Source organism: Oceanobacter kriegii DSM 6294 (genome assembly GCF_000422845.1).
Taxonomy (GTDB): Bacteria; Pseudomonadota; Gammaproteobacteria; order Pseudomonadales; family Oceanobacteraceae; genus Oceanobacter; species Oceanobacter kriegii.
The window spans coordinates 132,014-153,240 of sequence record NZ_AUGV01000003.1 but is presented as its reverse complement, the minus strand read 5'-3'; the positions used below and the strand labels follow the sequence as shown (position 1 = coordinate 153,240).

Sequence of the window (21,227 nt, the reverse complement as noted above, 5' to 3'; positions counted from 1 at the left end):
TGCGTTTGCATCGAACGGCCATTGGGGAAGAGGGAATCCGCGATCCATCGCCGCTGAAACGCCTTTTGGCAGGGCGTTTGCGCCTGACTTTCAAGTGTACTCAGGGTGTTTTACAGACCCGTTGCAAAGGCAAAAATACGACAGCAATTTGTCAGTGATTGTCAGTTTCCGAAATGGAAACCAGCAACGTCGATGATCAGAGCTATTTCGGCTGTTTCTGGCGGTGCTTGAAGAACGGCCGGGCGCTTTGCCAGAGATTAAAGCCGACGCTGGCAGACCAGTGTTTGGCTTGCTGTTTTGCGTCTGACTCCGTCACCGTGGCAGATGTTCCGTCGGTATGGTCGACACTGTGGGCTTTGCGGGCCCAGACGATCCAGTTGCCGTCTTTGGTGGTGGCGTGCAGTACCTGATCGAATTGGCGCTTCAGGTGATTCAGCCAGTCGGCCTGATCACGGTGTTCGCGCCACAGATTCAGCACCAGCCAGCCCGCTGGCTTGAGGTGGCGATGACAGCGATCGAGAAAGAGCGTTTGCAGTTGCTGCTGGTCGAGCCCGTCGGACAGAAACAGGTCCGACATCAGCCAGTCGCACTGGCCTGCTTCGGCGTCGTCGAGCCAGGCACCGGCATCGCCGGTATGGATGTGCAGCCGCGGGCTGCGTGGCAGTTGAAAATACTGCCGTGCTACCTGTACCACGGCGGGCCGCAGTTCAGCGACGTCGATCTGACAGCCGGGCAGCAGTTCATGCACGGTGTGGGGCAAGGAGCCGCCACCCAGCCCGAGCATGGTCATGCGGCGGGGGGCTTGCTCGCCAAACATCAGCAGGCTGGCCAGCATGGCGCGGCTGTAGTCATGTTGCAGTTGCAGCGGCTTGTGTTTCAGCTGGCAGCTTTGTTCGTCGGCGGTACCAAAGCTGAGGTAGCGTTTGTTACCGTCATCGAACACCTGGATCATGCCCCATTCGTCGGAGCGGCGGTGGATTTCAAAATGCAGCAGAAACCATTCACTGGCTTTCATGGATGGCTCACAGCAGGTTTTTCAAAAACACCTTGGAGTTACGCTGGAAGTTGTAGAGCTTCTGGCGTTCTTCCGGCAGGTCTGTCACTGCACCCGCCACAAAGCCCTGTTCGATGAACCAGTGGGCGGTGCGGGTGGTGAGGATAAACAGTTGTTTGTACTGCCGGCGGCGGGCTTCCTGTTCCAGCTGTTCCAGCAGTTGTTTGCCGCGACTGCCGCCCCGATAGCTGGGGTGTACGGCAACACAAGCCAGTTCAGCACGGTCTTCCGAATACGGATAAAGCGCCGCGCAGGCGGTGATCATGCCGTCGCGTTCAATCACGTGGAAGCGGCTGATTTCGGTTTCCAGCAACTCGCGTGAGCGGCGCACCAGAATGCCGGCGTCTTCCAGTGGTTTCAGCAATTCCAGAATGCCGCCGACGTCTTCAATACGCGCGGCGCGCAGCTGGTCGTAGGGGTCCTGGGTCACCATGGTGCCCTTGCCTTCACGGGTGAACAGCTCTTCCAGCATGGCGCCGTCGTTGAGGTAGCTGACCAGATGCGCACGAGGAACACCGGCGATCACGGCTTTCAGCGCCGCTTCGGCATGATGACGGGCTTCGCCGTCGAACTGGCCGAGGTACTGTTGCAGTTCGCCACAGGTGACTTCATGCAGGGTTTCGCCGTTATCTGCGAGGCCATCATGGCCGCCCATCAAAATCAGTTTGTCGGCCCGCAGGCTGATTGCCGCTTGCTGGGCAACGTCTTCCACCGCGAGGTTGAACACCTCGCCGGATGGCGAATAGCCCAAACAGGACAGCAGCACCACGTTACCGGCACTGAGCAGGTCCGTAATGGCGGCGTGGTCAATACGGCGTACTTCGCCGGTGTGCTGAAAGTCGACGCCGTCAATCACGCCCAAAGGCCGTGCAGTCACAAAATTTCCACTCACCACCCGCATGCGGGCACCGTGCATCGGCGTATTCGGCAAACCGACCGACATGTGCGATTCAACGTCGGCTTTGACATACCCCACCGCCGCTTTCACAGCCGTCAGCGCCTGGGCATCGGTAATGCGCAGGTCGTTGTGAAACGCGCTTTTGGCTCCCAATCGTCGCAATGCGGTGTTGATCTGTGGACGGGCGCCATGGATCAGTACCAGACGCACGCCAAGGCTGTTCAGCAGGGCGATGTCTTGTACCACATTGGTGAAATTGGGATGTGCGATGGCGTCGCCTTCAAACATCACCACAAACGTCTTGCCGCGGTGGGCATTGATGTAAGGGGATGACTGGCGAAACCACTGCACATACGCGGTGGTGTCAGTGCTCAACTCGGGTTCTCATGTTGGTGTGGGTTAAAAACTGGCCTGAATTTAATCACGCAGCGTGGTTCGTCACCAGTGTTTGCCACACCGACCGCAAGCAGGGTGGCGGTCGGTGTGATGTGCTTGCTCAGCTGGCGTCTACGCAGAAACGCTGAATCAGCGAGCGCAGCAGCTCAACGCAGGGTTCGATCTGGTCGATGGCAATGAACTCATCCACCTGGTGGGCCTGATCAATGCTGCCCGGCCCCAGCACGATGGTTTCAAAGCCCAGTGCCTGCAAAAACGGCGCTTCGGTGGCAAAGGCCACAGCTTCGCTCTGGTAGCCGGTGAGGCGTTCGGCGGCTTCCACCAAAGCACTGGTTTTGGCGGTTTCGAATGGCTCGACGCCCGGGAACAGGGTTTCCAGCTCAAACTCGACCTTGTTCTGCTCGGCGATCGGGTTCAGCCGTTGACGGATCTGTTCGCGCAGGTCGTCGTTGCTCATGCCCGGCAGGGCACGTAAGTCGAACGCCAGTTCGCAGCTGCCACAAATACGGTTGGGGTTGTCGCCACCGTGGATACAGCCGAGGTTCAGGGTTGGCACCGACACGGCAAAATGGGCGTTGCTGTAGTTGCGTTGCAGCTCGCCGCGCAGGTTGCGCAATTCGCCAATCACATCGTGCATGGCATCAATGCTGTTGATGCCCAGATCTGGGTTGGACGAGTGCCCGGCCTTGCCGGTCAGGCGCACGGTTTCCATGATGATGCCCTTGTGCATGCGGATCGGACGCAGGCTGGTCGGCTCACCGACGACGGCATAGCGGCCTTTGACCTTGCCCTGTTCTGCCAGCGCCCGTGCACCGGTCATGGAGCTTTCTTCATCGGCGGTGGCCAGCACCATCAATGGCTGCTTGAAGTCGCCGGCCTTGAACGCCTGTACGGCTTCGATCACCAACGAGAAAAAGCCCTTCATGTCGCAGGTGCCAAGGCCGTAATACTTGCCGTCGCGCTCGGTCAGGGTAAACGGATCGGAGGTCCACTTTTCCGGGTTGCAAGGCACGGTATCGGTGTGGCCGCTAAGCACCAGACCGCCGTCGCCCTTGCCCATGGTAGCCAGCAGATTGGCTTTGCCCGGCTCGCCGGCAATCGGCAGCACGTCGACCTCGAAACCGAGGGCCTCAAACCATTCCGCCAGACTGTGGATAACGTCCATGTTGCTGCGATCGTACTGCGGCAAGACCGAGCTGATGCTGTTCTGGCTGATCAGGGTGGACATGGATTCGACGATGGAAGGAAGTTTTTTGACAGAAGTCGACATGCGGCACGGACCTTGAGCTTGCGCTCTATGTATGGGGTCACGACAATAGCGCCATGACCTACGAAATCGAACTCAAATTGCGCTTCGAGCCACAACAGGCTGACCTGCTGTGCCAGGCGCTGGATCAGCTGGCTGGCAGCAGCCAACAATTCACGCTGAACAACAGCTACTATGACACGCCGGATGCGCGACTGTCGCGTGCTGCCTGCGCCCTGCGTATTCGCCAGAAAGGCGACTCGTTTGAGCAAACCCTGAAGACCCGTGGCGACAGCCAGGGCGGCCTTACCCGTCGTCGTGAATGGAACTGGCCGTTGGCCTCGGCGCAGCTCGACGAACAGCTGTTAGGCTCGGACGAGGTGCAGGCTTGCTGGCCACAGGACGTTGCGGTTGCCGACCTGATTCCGCTGTTTGCAACCAACTTCGAGCGTCGCCGTTGGCTGTGGCAGCAAGGCGACAATCGGGTTGAACTGGTGATGGACCGTGGCGCGGTTCTGGCCGCGGAACAGCAGCAACCACTGTGCGAACTGGAGCTGGAATTGTTGCAGGGCGATGCCGCGTGCCTGTGGCCACTGGCGCAGTCGTTGTGCCAGACGTTGCCGCTGTGGCTCAGTGATATCAGCAAGGCCGAACGTGGCTTTGCACTGGTTGGTATGGGGCGGGCCTGGCAACCCAAAGCGGATGCCTTGCTGGCCGAGGCGTGCGATAGCGCCGAGCTACTGACGGCGTTGCAGCACAATTTTGAGCACCTTAAACGGGCCCTTGAGCAGAGTCTCTGGCTCGAGCAACCGGCCGCAGTACAGGAAGCAGCACCGGAAACAACACTAGAAGCAGCGGTAAATGCCGCAACCGACTCGCTGGCGCTGGCGGCGCTGAAGTTACTGCCACTTAGCCAGCGGTTACAGACCCAACTGGCCAGCGATGGTGCCGTTGCACTGACCAAATTGGGACAGACGTTGGTTTCTGAACTGCTGGTCATTGCATTGACCGTCAGGTCAGCCGCATCATCTGCTGCGGTTTCCGACACTATGGCCAAAAATGGTGCAGAAAAATTACTGCAGTGGGGAGAATTGTTATTCAATCTTCACACTCAGCCAGCAGAATCCGCTGCCCCGCGGCTGACAGCCGCTGCTCCGACCCTTGATCCCGCGCTGGATCAGTTGGTGCAACAGCTGGCTGCGCTAACATTGGCACAGAATCCGCTGGATAGCTCAGCAGTTACAGACGCTGATACAGAAGCGGATACCGATCGGTTGCCATGGTCGTCAATACAGCAATGGTATGTTGGTATTCAGGCCGCGAACACACCATGATGCCGCCGCTTGACGGCCCGCTTGCAGTCACAGGAGAACATTCATGCAGTCCAGCTCAGATCGACGCCTGACCCTGTCGGGGTTATTGGAGGATATGCGCCGGTCTGCCCTGCTGACGCCGGAAGACTACGAGCAGGCTCTTGGCACCCGTCGACAGGACGGTGAGGCCGACCTGCACCCGCTGACCTTCATTGCCCGCCAGAATCTGGCCGACGCCCGTCAGCCCGGCAAACAGCTGACGGAAGATCGTTTGTGTGAATGGCTGGCAGAGCAACATCAGCAAACGTTTTTTGCCATCGATCCGCTCGAAATTGACGTCAGTGCGGTTACCGACGTGATGTCCTACGCGTTTTCGGAACGCCACCGCATTCTGGCGGTCAAGGTCACCGCTGACGAGGTGTGGGTGGCTTCTGCCGAGCCGCAGGTCAGTGGCTGGATTTCCGACGTTGAGCACGTCTCGCGGCGGATGGTGAAACGGGTGATCAGTTCGCCCAGCGCCATCGAACGCTACCGGGTCGAGTTCTACCAGCTGGCCAATTCGGTCAGTCGGGCACGAGGGGACCATCAGGGCAGCAGTGCGGTCCAGAATCTGGAATCCATGCTCGACCTTGGCAAGGCGCGGGCGCCGGATGCCAACGACGAGCACATCGTCAACATCGTTGACTGGTTGCTGCAATACGCCTTCGATCAGCGCGCCAGTGATATTCACCTCGAGCCGCGTCGTGACGTTGCCCATGTGCGCTTCCGGATCGATGGGGTACTGCACAATGTGTACGAGTTGCCTGCTCAGGTGGGCAATGCGGTGGTGGCGCGACTGAAGTCACTGGGACGCATGAACATCGCTGAAAAGCGCAAGCCCCAGGACAGCCGCCTGAAAACCCGCACACCTGCGGGCGAGGAAGTGGAACTGCGTTTGTCGACCTTGCCGACCGCCTTTGGCGAGAAGATGGTGATGCGTATTTTCGACCCCTCGGTGCTGGTACGCAGCTTTAACGAATTGGGGTTTGGCAAGGAAGACCAGCGTCGCTGGCAGCAGATGGTGGGTAATAACCACGGCATCGTGTTTGTCACCGGCCCAACCGGTTCCGGTAAAACCACCACGCTGTATTCGACCCTCAAGCAGCTGGCAACACCACAGGTGAACGTCTGCACCATTGAAGACCCGATCGAAATGGTCGAGCCGTCGTTTAACCAGATGCAGGTGCAAAGTGGCATCGACCTGACCTTTGCCAGTGGGGTGCGGGCATTACTGCGTCAGGACCCGGATATCATCATGGTGGGCGAGGTGCGGGATCTGGAAACGGCCGAAATTGCCGTACAGGCGGCCTTGACCGGCCACCTGGTTTTGTCGACCCTGCACACCAATGATGCACCGTCGGCGTTTACCCGTTTGCAGGAACTGGGATTGCCCGCCTACCTGATTCGCTCCAGCGTACTGGGGGTGATGGCGCAGCGACTGGTACGAACCCTGTGTCCGCATTGCAAGCAGAAGCAGAAAACCGACGAGACGGTGTGGAAACAGCTGACCGCGCCCTGGTTGGTGAAAACCCCCGAATACGTTTACGTTGCCGGAGGCTGTCTGGAGTGTCGCAACACCGGTTACATGGGCCGCATGGGCATCTACGAAGTGATGCCAATGTCGGAAAGTCTGGAGCCTTTGGTGAACGAGGCGACCGACCAGATCAAGCTGCGTCAGGCAGCAATGAAAGAAGGCATGCACAGTCTGCGACTGAGCGGAGCCCACAAGGTGGCGGCCGGGATGACCACCATCGAAGAAGTCATGCGAGTTGCGCCGCTTGGGCGCGGCCATGGCTAACGATCATGATGCCGAGGGCGGTTGTGACTGGCAATTTGTCAATCATGTCGCCTTGGGTACATAGCCACGCTGAAAAGTGGCTACACTTTGAACAATGAGAAAATGACTGAACAGGTAAACACGGTGCAGGCACAGGTTCCCGCCATTATTGATCTCGAAGCGTCCGGCTTTGGTTCTGGCAGCTATCCGATTGAAATCGGCTATGCGCTGGAGGATCGCGTGGTGCACAGCTGTCTGGTGCGCCCGGCACCGGATTGGGTTCACTGGAGCGACGACGCCGAGGCCATGCACGGCATTTCCCGTGAACTGCTGGAACGCGATGGCCTCAGTGCCCGTGAAACCGCACTCAAACTGAACGAAGCCCTGCGTGGCAAAACCCTCTACACCGATGCCTGGAGTTTCGACAGCAGCTGGCTTGGACGGCTGTTTGAAGAAGCCGAGCTGGTGCAGCGGTTCCGGCTTGAAACCATCAACCGGTTGCTGACGCCGGAGCAAATGGAAGCCTGGCACGACACCAAAAAGTCGCTCTGGGACGAAATGAACATTGGCCGCCACCGGGCTGCCAACGACGTTCAGGTGCTGCAGGAAACCTTCCTGCGTGTGACCCGTCCGGCCTGATTGGTCCGTCTGGCTCAGCGGGCCGGACAGCGACGCCCTTTTTCTCCCCAATACGTCCAATTGTTGTCCATGTCGCTGGTGTTCCAGCGGCAACCGGACTACATTATTTCCCCTTTCCGATTGATGATTCCTTGCTGGCCGGGACGCCAAAACTCGCCGCGACAAACCGGTTGGCAGTGACTGCAATGTGTGGAGACAAGCATGGACATCAGCCAGTTACTTCCTCTGGCCCTGCAAGGCGCGACCCTGCTGTGCGTGGTGGTGTTGCTGATTCTGACCAATGCCCGGGTGGGCAAGCTGCAACGCCGTCTGGATGAGCTGGCCAAGGCCCAGCATCAGCACGATAACGAAAGCCGCGACAGCCTCGAAAACATGGTCAGTGAAGTGAAGGATCACTTTGAAGTTAATCTCTCGAACCTCGCCCGCGACAGCGAAGAGATCCGCACCAGCGTACAGGTGAACGGCAACCTGTCCCAGCGTGCGCTGGAATTACAGGAGCTGGCCTTCAGTGAAGCCACAACCGGCAATACCCGTATCCAGGATTTGTTGTCGGATAATCACCGTCGTCAGCAAAAGCTGATCGAAACCCTCACCCGCGACTCGGTGGCGGCGTTTCGTGAAACCTCCGACAAGGTACGCGACAGCATTCAGGGCAACCTCGCCCATCACAACGACGCACTGATGAAAATGAGCGAATCGGCCCAGCGTATGCTGTCGAACATGAGCGCCCACTTTCATCAGCTCGACAGTGAAGTCGGGGTGCTGAAAAAAGCCATCGCCACAGTGATCAATGGTCAGCGACAAGCCGACCAGATACTGCCGGACCGGCTCACCGAAGCGCTGGCTCCGGTGGGCGAACAGCAGCTGGTGGCACTGCGCGAGCTTAAGGTGATTTACGAAAAAGCCTTTGAAAACCACACCCTGCTGGACGATGCCGCATTGGTGCTGAACGACCTGCAGCGCTCGTTACAGTCCCAGCGTCATCAGTTGATGGACATTAACGACAGCACCGGCAAAACCCAGCAGTTGGTCAGCACTCTGGAGCGCCAGCAGCTGGACATCGATACCTTTCAGCGTCGCCATGAGTCGCTCAGTCAGGAACTGGCCGAGCTGTCGGTGCTGATGCAGCCGATGCTTGATATCACCAGCGAACTGGCGCAGCAGGCCAGCCAGCCGGTGGCGGAAGCACCAGTGGCTCCCGTGGTGATGGTGGATGAAGAACTGAACGCCAGCGTTGACGACCTCAAGGCCACCACACTGGCGATGTCGGACGATTGGCAGAAAGCGCTGGATCATATGTCGGCGCTGATGAAACGCCGTCACGGCGAGCTGAGCCAGCATCTGGATCAGGTACAGGCCAATGTGTCATCGGAACTGGATTCGCTGCGCCATAACCAGCGTCAGGTGTCCGATGACATGAAAGAACTGCAGCGGGTACTGAAGCTGCTGCGGGTGCAGAAAATGGTGGCTGGCGGAGTGCCAAGCCACGTTCAGAGCGTCAGCAAAACCGACGAGGGGTTGCGCATTGAAACCCCGGATTCGGTGCACTATTTGTCCGCTGCCCGGGTGTCGAAAGTGGAAGACAAGGTCAGTGGCCAAACCACGGTGTTTGCCTATGACGACTCCGACGAAAAACTCAGCTCGGAAACCTTCGAGAATGGGCTGCTGAAATACCGGGTGCACTACGACATGCAGGGCGCACCGTGCCGCTCATCGGAGTTTGATGCGCGTGGTCGGGAAGTGTTTTTGTTTGAATACAACCCGTTCGGTGAGTTGGTCAGTAAGCAGGAAGTGCTGTACGACGCCGCGGGTAAACGTACCGGCGTCGCTGACGCCGTGCTGGAGTAAGCGCTTTTTATCCACGTGGCCATCTGGTGCTGCGGTGTTCTGTCTTGTGGGAGTGAATCGGGACGTACAGTCTTATTCCCGATGAGACTATCGCGAGAACGCTGAGCCTTTTACCTCTTGGGGAGAGCTTCTCTCCCCGGCGGTAGGCCATCCCCTCCGCTTTGCGCTACCGATTCGCTAATCGTTTTTTGTTTTTGCTCACAACGAACTCGCCCGGATGCGGCATCCATGCCTTAACCGGGCTATCCGGCCATCCATGGCCGTGATGTTCTATTCGCTTTCACAAAAAAACGGCTCATCTCGATGCGCGGTTTTTTGTAGCCGGCACGCGGTTTTTCATGGTTTACAGGCTGGTCTTCATTGAGCGCGTAGGTCAGATAAAGACGCGAAGCGACTGCCATCTGACACAAGCTGATGGACACGAGTGCCCATCCTGTTCTGTGGGAGGCAGCTTGCTGCCGATGGTTTATCGAGAGCAAGCTCTCTCCCACACTATTGTCCAGACCCCAGACAAATCACTTCTTCTTGTAGAACGACTCACCTTTCACCGGCCGTGTCTTGAAGCGGCGGTGCAACCACAGGTATTGGCTTGGGTGCTGGCGCAGCTGGTCTTCAATAAACTTGTTGGCCAGTTCGGCGTCGGCCACTTCGTCGCCGCTCGGGATCGGCAGCGGGTCGTGAATGGTGACGTCGTAGGTGTTGTCTTCAGCGCGGAAGTAGGTCATCGGCATCACATAGGCCTGACCGGCTTTGGCGATGCGTGAGGTGGCGGTGATGGTCGCCGTCGGGATGCCAAAGAAATCCACAAAGATGCTGTTCTTGCGGCCAAAGTCCTGATCCTGGGCGTACCACAGAATCTGGCCTTTTTTCAGGCAGCGAATAAAGCCACGGATGTCCTTGCGGGTGAAACAGTCGATGTACAGTCGCGCACGGCGGCGTTCCATCAGCCAGTTCATCACCGGGTTGTCTTGTGGGCGATAACTGATGTTGGCGGGCAGCTGGGTGATAAACAATGCCCCGGCCAGATCCAGCATGGAATAGTGGGCGCCCAGCAGCAGCACGCCTTTGCCTTCTTCCTGCGCCTTACGCAGTTTGTCGAAGCCGTGGAAGCGGGTACGACCAGCCAGGTGATCCGGTGCCCGGAACCAGCCAATCAGGGTTTCCATCATGCCCTTGCCGTTATCGATAAAAATCTGCCGCACCAGCGCAGCGCGCTCGGCGGCGGATTTTTCCGGAAAGCACAGATCCATGTTCACTTCGGCAATATGACGGCGGCTGCGCGCCACCTTGTGCAGGATCAGACCAAGGGTTTTACCAATGGCCATTTGCAGGGTGTACGGCAGGTAGGTGGTGGCGACCAGCAGGCCGACACCAATCCAGTTGGGCCAGTAGCGCGGATGCAGCAGTTGTTTGGGCGGCATTCGGCCTTGTGAGGAGTCTGACATGCGATGGTTTCGTCTGAATGCTCGGGTTGGATGGACTCGCTTACTTGTTCAGCCAGTCCATGTACTGGTACACGCCGGCTTTCACATCGGCAAACTCATCGCTGTAACCGGCTTCACGCAGGGCCGAGATGTCGGCTTCGGTGAAGCTCTGGTAAGCGCCCTTGAGCTTGTCCGGGAATTCAACGTATTCCTTCGAGGCTTGTGTGCCCTGTTCGCCGTGCCAGCTGATGACGGCGTCAGCCACGTCATTGAAGCTCTGGCAGCGACCGGTGCCTAGGTTGAAAATGCCGGACTTGTCCGGGTTGTTCCAGAACCACAGGTTGACCTTCACCACGTCGCCAACAAAGACGAAGTCGCGGCGTTGTTCACCGGCTTCATAGCCGTCGTAGCCGCCAAACAGCTTGCAGATGCCGTTGTCGTTAATCTGGTTGTTGAAGTGGAACGCTACCGACGCCATGCCGCCCTTGTGCTGTTCACGCGGGCCGTAGACGTTGAAGTAGCGGAAACCCACCACCTGGCTCTGGAACAGCTCAGGCTTGCGGGCTTGCAGCTGACGCACGTATTGGTCGAATTGCCACTTGGAATAGCCGTAGACGTTCAGAGGGTGCTCGTGTTCGCGCTCTTCCTTGAACACCGCGCTGCCGCCGTATACCGCTGCGCTGGAGGCGTACAGGTAAGGGATTTTCTTGTCCAGACAGGCGTGCAGCAGGGTTTTGGAGTATTCGTAGTTGTTTTCCATCATGTACTTGCCGTCCCACTCGGTGGTGTCGGAGCAAGCGCCTTCGTGGAAAATCACTTCAACGTCGTCGAGGATGCCGTCGTTGTTGGCGACGCGCTGGATGAAGTCATCCTTGTCGAGGTAGTCGAAAATATCGCAGTCGTTGAGGTTGTAGAACTGGCGACCATTGCTCAGATCGTCGACCACGATGATGTCGGTACGGCCCATGCCGTTCAGGGTTTTGACAATGTTTGCGCCAATAAAGCCTGCGGCACCGGTAACAATGATCATGGATTAATCCTCAGCGTTCTGAATTCGTTTGACGATGGCGGTGGTGGAACAGTTGTCCTTGAAGCTTAATACGATGACGTCGCCGCCATTTTGTTGCACACACTTGCCGCCAGCGATTTGTTCGATGGTGTAGTCGCCGCCTTTGACCAGTACATCCGGCAGCAAGCGGCAGATCAGCCGCTCCGGGGTGTCTTCGCCGAAGGGCACTACCCAGTCGACGCTCTCCAATCCGGCCAGTACCGCCATGCGGTGATCAAGCGGGTTGATTGGTCGTGTTGGCCCTTTCAGGCGAGCGACGGATTCGTCGGTGTTGACCGCCACCAACAGGCGGTCGCCCAATGCCTTGGCTTCTTTCAGGTACTGCACATGGCCCGGGTGAATGATGTCGAAACAGCCGTTGGTCATCACCAGTTTTTCACCGCGACGACGGGCTTCTTCCACCAGTTGGGCGAGGGCGTCTTCGGCAAAAACGCCAGCTCCCTGATGGCTTTCACTGCGCAGTTCGGAGCGCAGTTCTTCCGTGGTGACGGTGGCGGTACCCAGCTTGCCAACTACGACGCCCGCACCGGTATTGGCCAATGCTGTGGCGTGTTCCATGGAGGCTCCAGCCGCCAATGACGCCGCCAGCACCGAAATCACGGTATCGCCAGCACCGGTAACGTCGTAAACCTCGCGGGCGCGGGTTGGCAGGTGGAACGGTGTCTGGTCCTTGCGAATCAGGGTCATGCCTTTTTCGCTGCGCGTTACCAGCACGGCTTCGAGGTCGTATTCCTGCAACAGCGCCTGGCCCTTGGCGACCAGCGTATCGTCATCCGGGCAGCTGCCGACCACGGCTTCAAATTCGCTCAGGTTCGGTGTGATCAGCGTGGCGCCACGGTAGCGTTCAAAGTCGGTGCCTTTCGGGTCGACCAGCACGGGTACGCCGGCGCGCTGGGCCGATTCGATCAGTCGCTGCGGGTTGCTCAGTGAGCCCTTGCCGTAATCAGACAGAATCACCACACCGGCGTTGGCCACTTGCTGATCAAAGTCGTTGTACAGGCTGGTCAGGTCGGTGGCGTGAAAGGCTTCTTCAAAATCCAGTCGAATCAACTGCTGCTGACGGCTGATGATGCGCAGCTTGGTGATGGTTGGATGATGTGGGTGTTGCAGGAAGTGGCATTCAACACCGGCTTGTTGCAGCAAGGACTGCAGCTGTTGGCCGTTGTCGTCCTTTCCGGTAATGCCCAGCAACTGGGTTGAAGCGCCCAGACAGGCGATGTTCAGCGCCACGTTGCCAGCACCACCTGCGCGGTTTTCACTGTCGTGAATCTTTACCACGGGTACCGGAGCTTCCGGCGAAATTCGGGAGGTTGGACCGTGCCAATAACGATCCAGCATCACATCACCACACACCAGCACTCGGGCAGTGTGGAAATCCGGGACCTGTACTTCCATCGATGTTTGCAGCCTTGAAAATGAAGGCGGCAGTCTAGCATAGCGCGCCTGTGTGCTACCATTTTGGCCCACTCAAACGACGGATCTTTACTGTGGCCAGATTTGCCTATTCGCTGCTCCTTACCCTGCTACTGCCTATCCTGCTTGGCAGGCTGTGGTGGCGCGGTCGCAAGAACCCGGGATATCGGGCGCGAGTGAGTGAGCGACTGGGGTTCGTCAAACGCATGGAGCAGCCCGGTACGGTGTGGGTTCATGCGGTTTCAGTGGGGGAAACCCTGGCAGCCAAACCCCTGATCGAAGCCTTGATCGAGCGTTACCCGGATCGCGTTGTGTGGGTCACCAGCACCACCCCGACCGGCGCGGAACAGGTGCAGCGCCTGTTTGGTGATCGGGTGGAACACAGTTTTATGCCGTACGACCTGTCGTGGATCTGGTGGCTGTTTGGACGACGGGTCAAACCGGCCTGTCTGGTGGTGATGGAAACCGAGCTGTGGCCCAACCTGATTCGCTGGTGTGCCCGCCACAAGGTGCCCAGCCTGCTCGCCAATGCCCGGCTGTCGGCCCGTTCGGCCAAGGGCTATCGCAAATTCTCGGCCATTACCCGGCCAATGCTGCAGCGGCTCAGCTGCGTGGCCTGTCAGAATCCGGTCGATGGCGACCGCTTTTTGCAGCTGGGACTGCCCACCGAACAACTGAAAATCACCGGCAGCATCAAGTTTGACGTTAACGTCGATCAGGCGTCGCTGGAACTGGCGCAGCAGTGGCGCAACCATTGGGGAGCAGATCGCAAGGTGCTGATTCTGGCCTCCAGCCACGAAGGTGAAGACAGTCTGTTGCTGGATTGCCTGGCTCGTATGCAGAGCCGAATCCCCGGCTTGTTGTTACTGCTGGTGCCGCGTCACCCCGAGCGTTTTGACAGTGTTTACCAACAGGCCATGGACGACGGCTTTGTGGTTGAACGCCGCTCCCAATTCAACCTCGACACACCCGTCAACGAGCTGGTGCAGGTGGTGATAGGCGACTCCATGGGCGAAATGATGGCGTATCTGGCGGCATCGGACGTGGTGCTGATGGGCGGTTCGCTGGTGGAGCGCGGCGGCCATAACCCGATTGAGCCGGCGGCACTGGGCAAACCGGTGCTGATGGGGCCGCACTACTTCAACTTCCAGCAAATCGTCGAGCAGCTGGCCGACGCTCGTGCTCTGACGCTCACCAGCGTCGAAGAACTGGAACTGGACCTGGCCAACCTGCTGGCCAACGACAGCGCCTGTGAAAACATGGGCAAGGCCGGTTTGAAGCAGGTGGAACGTAGCCGTGGAGCGGTGGCTCGTCAGGCCGATCTGCTGGCCATGCTGGTACAGGCTAACGAGCGGTAGCTGACTGCGGTAAATAACAGACACAAAAAAGCGCCATCAATCGGCGCTCTTTTGTGTCTTGCAGCAGGGGCTGGTCGGTAGACCAGACCGGGCTCAGGACGGCTGCAACCAGCTGTTCAGCACCATGATGTCGTTTTCATTCAGGGTGCCGGCGTAGAACTTCAGGTTCAGCAGGTTGATGATGTAGTCAAAGCGGGCGTTGGCGTAGAGGCTCTGGGCCGAGAACAGCTGACGCTGGGCATCCAGCACTTCAACAATGTTACGGGTACCTACTTCGTAGCCGGTCTGGGTCGCTTTCAGTGCGGTTTCTGCCGAGGTGATCGACTGACGGCGGGCGTCAATGTTCTGCACCGCAGTTTGCAGCTGGCGATACAGACTGCGAACGTTCTGCTTCACCGTCCGACGCTGGCTTTCCAGCTGGTAGTCGGCCACCGCCAGATTGCTGGCGGACTGCATGCTCTGGGCGTACATGGAACCACCGGCCAGTAGTGGTACTGAAATGTTCAGGCCAATGGTGCGGGAGTTGGCGTCGGTCGGGTAGCTGGTGTAGCTCGGCGCGCTGTCACCCAGGGTGTAGCTGGCTTGCAGGCTGACGGTCGGCAAGTGATTGGCACGGGTGGCGTTGCGTTGCAGGCGTGCAGACTCTTTCGCAGACTGCGCCATCACAATACCGGCATACTTGTTAAGACCGGAGTCGACCCACTCGCTGACCGCTGCCGGTACTGGCATGGCCATGGTGACGTCGCTCTTGAGCGGCGAAATGTCGTCGTAACGTTGGCCGGTGAGGGCTTCCAGGGCTTCGTAGCTGACGTCCAGATTGGCCTGCATGGTCAGCAGGTTGACGTTGGTCAGATCGTAGGTCGCCTGGGCTTCCTGCACATCGGTAATCGCAATCAGGCCGACTTCATAACGCTGCTGGGTTTGTTCCAGTGAGCGTTTGACGGCTTTTTCTTCAGCTTCGGCAGTGGCCAGGTTCTCGGCCGCTCGCAACACGTCAAAGTAAGCCTGGGCAGTGCGCAGCAGCAGTTCCTGTTCGGACAGTTGCAGCTGGGCTGCGTAGCCGCTATCGGCAGACCTGGCGGCCTGATAGGTGTACCAGCTGTTGAGGTTGAACAGGGTCTGGGAAGCGGTGATCTGGAACTGCTGGCCAGTGTACTCGCTGTCGTAGGAGCGTGGGGTGGCGCTACCAGTATTGATAAACTCCACCACACTGGCGCTTTCGCCATCGGCCTTGTATTTGGTGGTGCTGTAGCTGGCCTGAGCCTGCGGCAGAATGGCACCGCGGGCAATGGCAACATTGTAGCCGTTGGCTTCGCGGGTGGCGCGGGCGGCAGCAATCTGGGCGTCGTTGCTGGCTGCCTGTTCGTAAATGGTGCTAAGGTCCGTCGCGTTGGCGCCACTGGCGGTCATCACCAGCAGTGCAGGTAACAGTTTTTTCATTACAAACCCGTGCTGAAAGCGGTTGAATAGAATCGAAATCGAGTCTATCAGAAAAAATCCCCGGGCCAGTTGCGCCATTGTTTCGATGGCCCGAACAGTGAATGCAACAAATGCATTCAAGTATTCTTATTTAGATATATGGATTCATCAAGTATGAGTATTGATCAGCCGGTGTTTGGTGCCGACGACTGGCAACTGGAAAGTCGCGAAGTCGGCTTTCAGGGCTTCTTCCGTGTCGACCGTTTGCGGTTGCGCCACAAAACCTACGAAGGCGGTTGGACGCCGGTTTTTACCCGCGAGTTATTTGAACGTGGTGAAGCCGTGTGCGTGCTGTTGCTGGACCCCAAACGCAACGAGCTGATCTTTACCGAGCAGTTTCGTATTGGCGCGTTGGCCGACCAGCGTTCGCCCTGGTTGATCGAGCTGGTGGCTGGCATGGTCGAGGAAGGAGAAACCCTCGAAAGCGTCGCCGAGCGGGAAACCCGCGAAGAAGCGGGCTGCGAATTTTACAAGCTGCTTCCAATTCACCATTATTGGGCCTCTCCCGGTGGCTGTAGTGAGAAGATTCATCTTTACTGCGGTTTGTTGGACAGCGCCGGGGTGGCGGGCATTCATGGTCTGGAACACGAACATGAGGACATCCGCCTGATACGCATGGGAGTTGAAGACGCCTGGAAGGCGATGGAACAGGGAATCATCAACAATGCGGCCAGCATCATTGCGCTGCAATGGTTGAAAATTCACCACAGCGAGTTGATCGCCGAATACGGCGGATGACTGGCTGTCCAGTCTGAAAGAGTGGAGTCATGACCCGTAAGCCAAAACGTTACGTGCCAGACCTGACCGTTTTGTCCGCATTGGGACAAGCGAATTACGCCAGATTGCAAAAGTTGGTGAAAGACGACGAGGTTGGTACCAACCTGACCTACAGGGTGAGCAGTGGCTCCCATTCTGGCCAGCGTTTATCCGTTAAAATAGAAGAGATACATCGCTATACCACCATGGTACGGGTTGCCCAGGGCGACCAGGCCGGACGTTGGTTAGCGCCGCCGGTGATGCAGGTACGCATGTACCATGATGCTCGAATGGCAGAAGTGGTCGGTTTCCAGAACGAAACCGTGCGCGAAGGGCGCTATGATTACCCTAATGACAAAATGCATCAGCCGGATGAAAAGACCCAGCTGAACCGCTTTCTGGCCGATTGGCTGGAACATTGCCTGAAGTTCGGGCATCTGGAAAACGCCGTATTCGCGGATGGTCGCGAAGCTGGTGCGGAAAACAGGCCGCAGGGATGGTAACGGGCCGGTAAGAACAAGAGATTTGACCCGCGGGTGATGCTGTGGCGAGGCAAATCCAAAAGGAGTGGTTTTGTTGAATTTGGACAACGACGATCATTTAAAGGTGCTGCAGCTGACGGATACCCATCTGACCGCCAGTAAAGACGGCCACCTGCTGGGAATGCAAACCAGCCACAGCCTCGATTGCGTGCTCGATCTGGTAACGTTACGTCATACCGATATCGATCTGGTATTGATCACCGGTGACCTGTCCCAGGATGGCACCGCAGCCTCCTATGAATTGCTGGGTCAGCACCTGCAACGCCTTGACGCGCCCAGTTGCTGGCTGCCGGGCAATCACGACGATGCCGCCAACATGGATTCGGTGGATGCCCCCGGCCGCGAAAAAGCGCGGGTGGTGAAGGGCAAGCACTGGCAGATCGTCCTCCTCAACAGTCAGGTGCCGGGCAAGGTGTACGGTGAGCTGGCCGCTGATCAGTTGCAATTGCTGGAGCAAAGCCTGCAACAGTCCCCACAACTGCACACCCTGATCACTTTCCACCACCACCCCAAGCCAATGGGCAGTCGCTGGATCGACAACATCGGTATTCGCAACTGCGACGAGCTGCTGGCGATCGTCGAGCGCTACGACAATGCCAAATGTCTGCTGTGGGGCCATGTTCACCAGAGCAGTGATGAAGTGATCAATGGCGTGCGTTATTTGTCGTCGCCGTCCACCTGTGTGCAGTTTGAACCGAACAGCGAAGATTTCTCGGTTGACCGCAAGGGGCCGGGCTACCGCTGGTTGGTGCTGAACCCGGACGGCAGCATTGATACCGAAGTGCAGCGGGTCGAAAACGTCGAGTTTGAAGTTGATTATTCGGTTAAGGGATACTGAGCCTCTGATTCACGGAGGTATCCCTTGTCCAATCCAGCCTCGCTGAACCAAGATGGTTCGCATCCTCAGCCTATTGGCTGCCTGTATCTGCACGGCTTTCTCAGTTCTCCCCAGTCGGCCAAGGCCGAGGAAACCCGCATCTGGTTCGAGCAGCACGAGCCTCAGTCGCGCCTGTTGATCCCGACCCTGCCGTTTGAATTTACCGATGCCATCGCCATGGCCCGCCAGCAGCTGCGTCAGCTGCAACAGTCGTTCGACAAGGTGATGGTGATTGGTAGCTCGCTGGGCGGCTTTTACGCCACTCGTCTGGCGCAGGACTTTGATGTCCCAGCGGTGCTGATCAACCCGGCAGTGCGCCCCCATGAGCTGTTTCGCAACTATCTGGGTCCGGTAACCCATTACCACACTGGGGTTGAATACCAGCTCACCGAACGTCATCTGAACGACGTCGCCGCCATTGCCGTTCAAAGGGTACACCATCCCGACAAGCTGCTGGTGTTGCTGCAAACCGGTGACGAAACCCTCGATTATCGCCATGCGGCCGAGTTGTATCAGGATTGCCAGCTCGATATCGCCGAAGGCGGCGACCATGCCTATCAGGGCTACCGTGAGCAACTGCCCCGAATGATCGAGTTTGGCCGTTTGGCTTGAGGGGACATCTGTTTAATCCGGTGCTCACTCTGGGCTACCGGATGGTTTCGAATCACGAAGCCGACTTGCGGGCCTGATGGGTCAAGTCAAACGTCGGCGACACAGAGTCGAGATCATCCGGCAGCCCCCGCAGGGCGCGGGTTGCCGCCAACCGGTACGGTGTTGACGAACCTGGAAAGGACATGCCATTCCGCTGCATTCGGCGCGGGGTTTTAGAGAGACAGTGACAGCGGCAACACTCGCGCAGAGCCGTGCAGGATTGAACAGACGTCCCCTTAATACTGTTAATATAACCAGTCATTCGTGATATAAGCGTGCTTGACGATGGTGATGCTCTAAAGCAGTCTGCATTAGCTGCCATCTTCAGGCACCAAGACAGTAGACGTTCATTTCAGAGGTAAGCATGTCCGATAGTCGCAAGGCCACCGCCAAGGGTGAATACAACGCGTCGTCGATTGAGGTACTCAGTGGTCTGGACCCGGTACGCAAACGCCCGGGCATGTACACCGACACCACCCGTCCCAATCACCTTGCCCAGGAAGTGATCGATAACTCTGTCGACGAAGCATTGGCCGGTCATGCTTCGCGCATTGACGTTGTGCTGAACGACGACGGTTCGATGACCGTGACCGACGACGGCCGAGGCATGCCAACGGACATTCACCCGGAGCATGGGGTGTCCGGGGTTGAGCTGATCCTGACCCGCTTACACGCCGGTGGTAAGTTCTCCAACGACAACTACCAGTTTTCGGGCGGTTTGCACGGCGTCGGTGTGTCGGTAGTGAACGCGCTGTCGTCGGCGCTGGAAGTGACTATCTGGCGTGCAGGCGAAGTGCAGCGCATTGGTTTCCGCGATGGCGAAAAGGCGATGGAACTGCAGGTGGTCGACAGCTGTGGCAAAAAGCGCACCGGCACCAGCGTCCGTTTCCTGCCAGACCCAAAATACTTCGACAGCTCAAAATTCTCGGTGGTGCGCCTCAAGCACATTCTGCGCGCCAAGGCGGTGTTATGCCCGGGCCTGAAAATCACCTTCAAGGGGCTGGACGCTGCCGATAACGAAGAGTGGTTCTACGAAGATGGCCTGAAAGACTATCTGGAAGCCGCTACCCGCGGCTACGAAGTGCTGCCTGCGACGCCATTCACCGGTGCCATTGCCGGTACCACCGAAGCGGCCGAATGGGCGGTGCACTGGCTGCCGGAAGGCGGCGAACTGCTGCAGGAAAGCTACGTAAACCTGATTCCGACGGCGCAAGGCGGTACCCATGTGAACGGCTTCCGTTCCGGTTTGCTGGACGCCCTGCGCGAGTTCTGTGAATACCGCAATCTGCTGCCACGTGGGGTCAAACTGACCCCGGACGACATCTGGGAACGCTGCGCCTACGTGTTGTCGGCCAAGCTGGCCGATCCGCAGTTTGCCGGTCAGACCAAGGAGCGTCTGTCCTCCCGCGAGGCGTCGGCGTTTATCTCTGGCATCGTCAAGGACGCCTTTGCGCTGTGGCTGAACGATCACACGGCCGAGGCGGAAAAACTGGCTGAAATGGCCATTGCCAGCGCCCAGAGCCGTCTCCGCAAAGCCAAGAAAGTCGCCCGCAAGAAGATTACCCAGGGTCCGGCGCTGCCGGGCAAACTGGCTGACTGTACCGGTCAGGATTCCGGCAACGCCGAACTGTTTCTGGTGGAAGGTGATTCCGCCGGTGGTTCTGCCAAGCAGGCCCGCGACCGCGAATTCCAGGCCATCATGCCGCTGCGCGGTAAGATCCTGAATACCTGGGAGGTCGACTCCGACCAGATTCTGGCCTCTCAGGAAGTCCACGACATTGCCGTGGCGCTGGGCATCGACCCCGGTTCTGAAGACCTGTCGGCACTGCGTTACAGCAAGGTCTGTATTCTGGCCGATGCCGACTCCGACGGTCTGCACATTGCCACGCTGCTGTGCGCCTTGTTTGTCCGCCACTTCCCGGCGCTGGTGGCCGGTGGCCATGTTTACGTGGCGATGCCGCCGCTGTACCGCATCGATATTGGCAAAGAGGTGTACTACGCCCTCGACGAAAGCGAGCGGGTTGGCATTCTTGAGCGTATCGAAGCCGAGAAAAAGCGTGGCAAGGTCAACGTTCAGCGCTTCAAGGGTCTGGGCGAGATGAACCCGATGCAGCTGCGTGAAACCACCATGGACCCGAACACCCGTCGCCTGGTACAGCTGGTACTGGAAGATGAGTTGGACGGCACGTCTGCGGTGTATGAGGAAGACGCTATCTCAGCAGCAGACGCCGAGCTGGACGAGCAAGGCACTGCCGCCGAATCCGTCAGCAAGCACGCTGAAACCATGGAATTGATGGACATGCTGCTGGCCAAGAAACGCTCCGGCGACCGCAAGAACTGGCTTGAACAGCGCGGTAACGAAGCCGAGCTGGCCTGAGCCTACCCCAGGCGAATAACCGCAACCAAAGCCAGACTAATAACCGCCACCGGGCAGGCTTGCCCGGTGGC

17 protein-coding genes are annotated in these 21,227 nt (G+C 58.2%); 10 read left to right on the top strand and 7 right to left on the bottom strand.

Annotation, left to right across the window (positions count from 1 at the left end; genetic code table 11):
- Positions 1-202: 202 nt before the first annotated feature.
- The 3 genes from G516_RS0100635 to argE form a co-directional block, all read right to left on the bottom strand.
- Entirely contained in the window at positions 203-1,015 is an 813-nt protein-coding gene (locus G516_RS0100635) for a spermidine synthase (protein WP_036533720.1), read from the bottom strand.
- A gap of 7 nt (positions 1,016-1,022) precedes the next feature.
- Positions 1,023-2,327 carry an amino-acid N-acetyltransferase gene (gene argA / locus G516_RS0100630; protein ID WP_028292011.1) on the bottom strand — a complete coding sequence of 435 codons (1,305 nt, stop codon included), beginning with the start codon at positions 2,325-2,327 and terminating at the stop codon, positions 1,023-1,025.
- A gap of 121 nt (positions 2,328-2,448) precedes the next feature.
- On the bottom strand, positions 2,449-3,618 hold the full coding sequence (argE, locus tag G516_RS0100625) for an acetylornithine deacetylase (RefSeq protein WP_028292010.1): 1,170 nt from the start codon (positions 3,616-3,618) through the stop codon (positions 2,449-2,451).
- A 53-nt stretch (positions 3,619-3,671) separates the two neighbouring features.
- On the opposite strand from argE, the gene G516_RS23585 reads away from it, so the two are divergent.
- The 4 genes from G516_RS23585 (at position 3,672) to G516_RS0100605 (ending at position 9,210) form a co-directional block, all read left to right on the top strand.
- Complete coding sequence (locus tag G516_RS23585; RefSeq protein WP_051218795.1) at positions 3,672-4,928, top strand: CYTH domain-containing protein; 1,257 nt, start codon at positions 3,672-3,674, stop codon at positions 4,926-4,928.
- Positions 4,929-4,971: 43 nt separating this feature from the next.
- Complete coding sequence (locus G516_RS0100615; RefSeq protein ID WP_028292009.1) at positions 4,972-6,744, top strand: GspE/PulE family protein; 1,773 nt, start codon at positions 4,972-4,974, stop codon at positions 6,742-6,744.
- A gap of 102 nt (positions 6,745-6,846) precedes the next feature.
- Positions 6,847-7,362 carry a hypothetical protein gene (locus tag G516_RS0100610; RefSeq protein ID WP_051218794.1) on the top strand — a complete coding sequence of 172 codons (516 nt, stop codon included), beginning with the start codon at positions 6,847-6,849 and terminating at the stop codon, positions 7,360-7,362.
- A gap of 201 nt (positions 7,363-7,563) precedes the next feature.
- Positions 7,564-9,210 (top strand): hypothetical protein, encoded by a 1,647-nt coding sequence (locus G516_RS0100605; protein ID WP_028292007.1) that lies wholly within the window; start codon positions 7,564-7,566, stop codon positions 9,208-9,210.
- Between the two features lie 515 nt (positions 9,211-9,725).
- On the opposite strand, the gene lpxL is transcribed toward G516_RS0100605, so the two are convergent.
- From lpxL to hldE, 3 genes are read right to left on the bottom strand one after another with little or no spacing between them, the layout of a single operon-like run.
- Positions 9,726-10,655 carry an LpxL/LpxP family Kdo(2)-lipid IV(A) lauroyl/palmitoleoyl acyltransferase gene (gene lpxL / locus G516_RS0100600; protein WP_028292006.1) on the bottom strand — a complete coding sequence of 310 codons (930 nt, stop codon included), beginning with the start codon at positions 10,653-10,655 and terminating at the stop codon, positions 9,726-9,728.
- Between the two features lie 40 nt (positions 10,656-10,695).
- Entirely contained in the window at positions 10,696-11,664 is a 969-nt protein-coding gene (gene rfaD / locus G516_RS0100595; RefSeq protein WP_028292005.1) for an ADP-glyceromanno-heptose 6-epimerase, read from the bottom strand.
- Between the two features lie 3 nt (positions 11,665-11,667).
- Complete coding sequence (hldE, locus tag G516_RS0100590) at positions 11,668-13,098, bottom strand: bifunctional D-glycero-beta-D-manno-heptose-7-phosphate kinase/D-glycero-beta-D-manno-heptose 1-phosphate adenylyltransferase HldE (RefSeq protein WP_028292004.1); 1,431 nt, start codon at positions 13,096-13,098, stop codon at positions 11,668-11,670.
- Positions 13,099-13,190: 92 nt separating this feature from the next.
- Between hldE and waaA the strand changes: the two genes are divergently transcribed.
- Positions 13,191-14,474, top strand: coding sequence for a lipid IV(A) 3-deoxy-D-manno-octulosonic acid transferase (gene waaA, locus G516_RS0100585; protein WP_028292003.1), 1,284 nt, complete (start codon positions 13,191-13,193; stop codon positions 14,472-14,474).
- A gap of 93 nt (positions 14,475-14,567) precedes the next feature.
- On the opposite strand, the gene G516_RS20445 is transcribed toward waaA, so the two are convergent.
- Positions 14,568-15,914 carry a TolC family outer membrane protein gene (locus tag G516_RS20445; protein WP_036533716.1) on the bottom strand — a complete coding sequence of 449 codons (1,347 nt, stop codon included), beginning with the start codon at positions 15,912-15,914 and terminating at the stop codon, positions 14,568-14,570.
- A gap of 153 nt (positions 15,915-16,067) precedes the next feature.
- On the opposite strand from G516_RS20445, the gene G516_RS0100575 reads away from it, so the two are divergent.
- The 5 genes from G516_RS0100575 to parE all read left to right on the top strand — a co-directional run bounded on the left by G516_RS0100575 (position 16,068) and on the right by parE (position 21,156).
- Complete coding sequence (locus G516_RS0100575) at positions 16,068-16,691, top strand: NUDIX domain-containing protein (RefSeq protein ID WP_028292002.1); 624 nt, start codon at positions 16,068-16,070, stop codon at positions 16,689-16,691.
- A 29-nt stretch (positions 16,692-16,720) separates the two neighbouring features.
- Positions 16,721-17,212: a DUF1249 domain-containing protein gene (locus G516_RS20440; RefSeq protein ID WP_051218793.1), complete on the top strand. Its 492-nt coding sequence runs from the start codon at positions 16,721-16,723 to the stop codon at positions 17,210-17,212.
- Positions 17,213-17,282: 70 nt separating this feature from the next.
- Positions 17,283-18,089, top strand: a complete 807-nt coding sequence (gene cpdA / locus G516_RS0100565; protein ID WP_028292001.1) for a 3',5'-cyclic-AMP phosphodiesterase — start codon at positions 17,283-17,285, stop codon at positions 18,087-18,089.
- Positions 18,090-18,113: 24 nt separating this feature from the next.
- Positions 18,114-18,740: a YqiA/YcfP family alpha/beta fold hydrolase gene (locus tag G516_RS0100560; RefSeq protein WP_051218792.1), complete on the top strand. Its 627-nt coding sequence runs from the start codon at positions 18,114-18,116 to the stop codon at positions 18,738-18,740.
- A gap of 403 nt (positions 18,741-19,143) precedes the next feature.
- Complete coding sequence (parE, locus tag G516_RS0100555) at positions 19,144-21,156, top strand: DNA topoisomerase IV subunit B (RefSeq protein ID WP_036533713.1); 2,013 nt, start codon at positions 19,144-19,146, stop codon at positions 21,154-21,156.
- Positions 21,157-21,227: the final 71 nt, after the last annotated feature.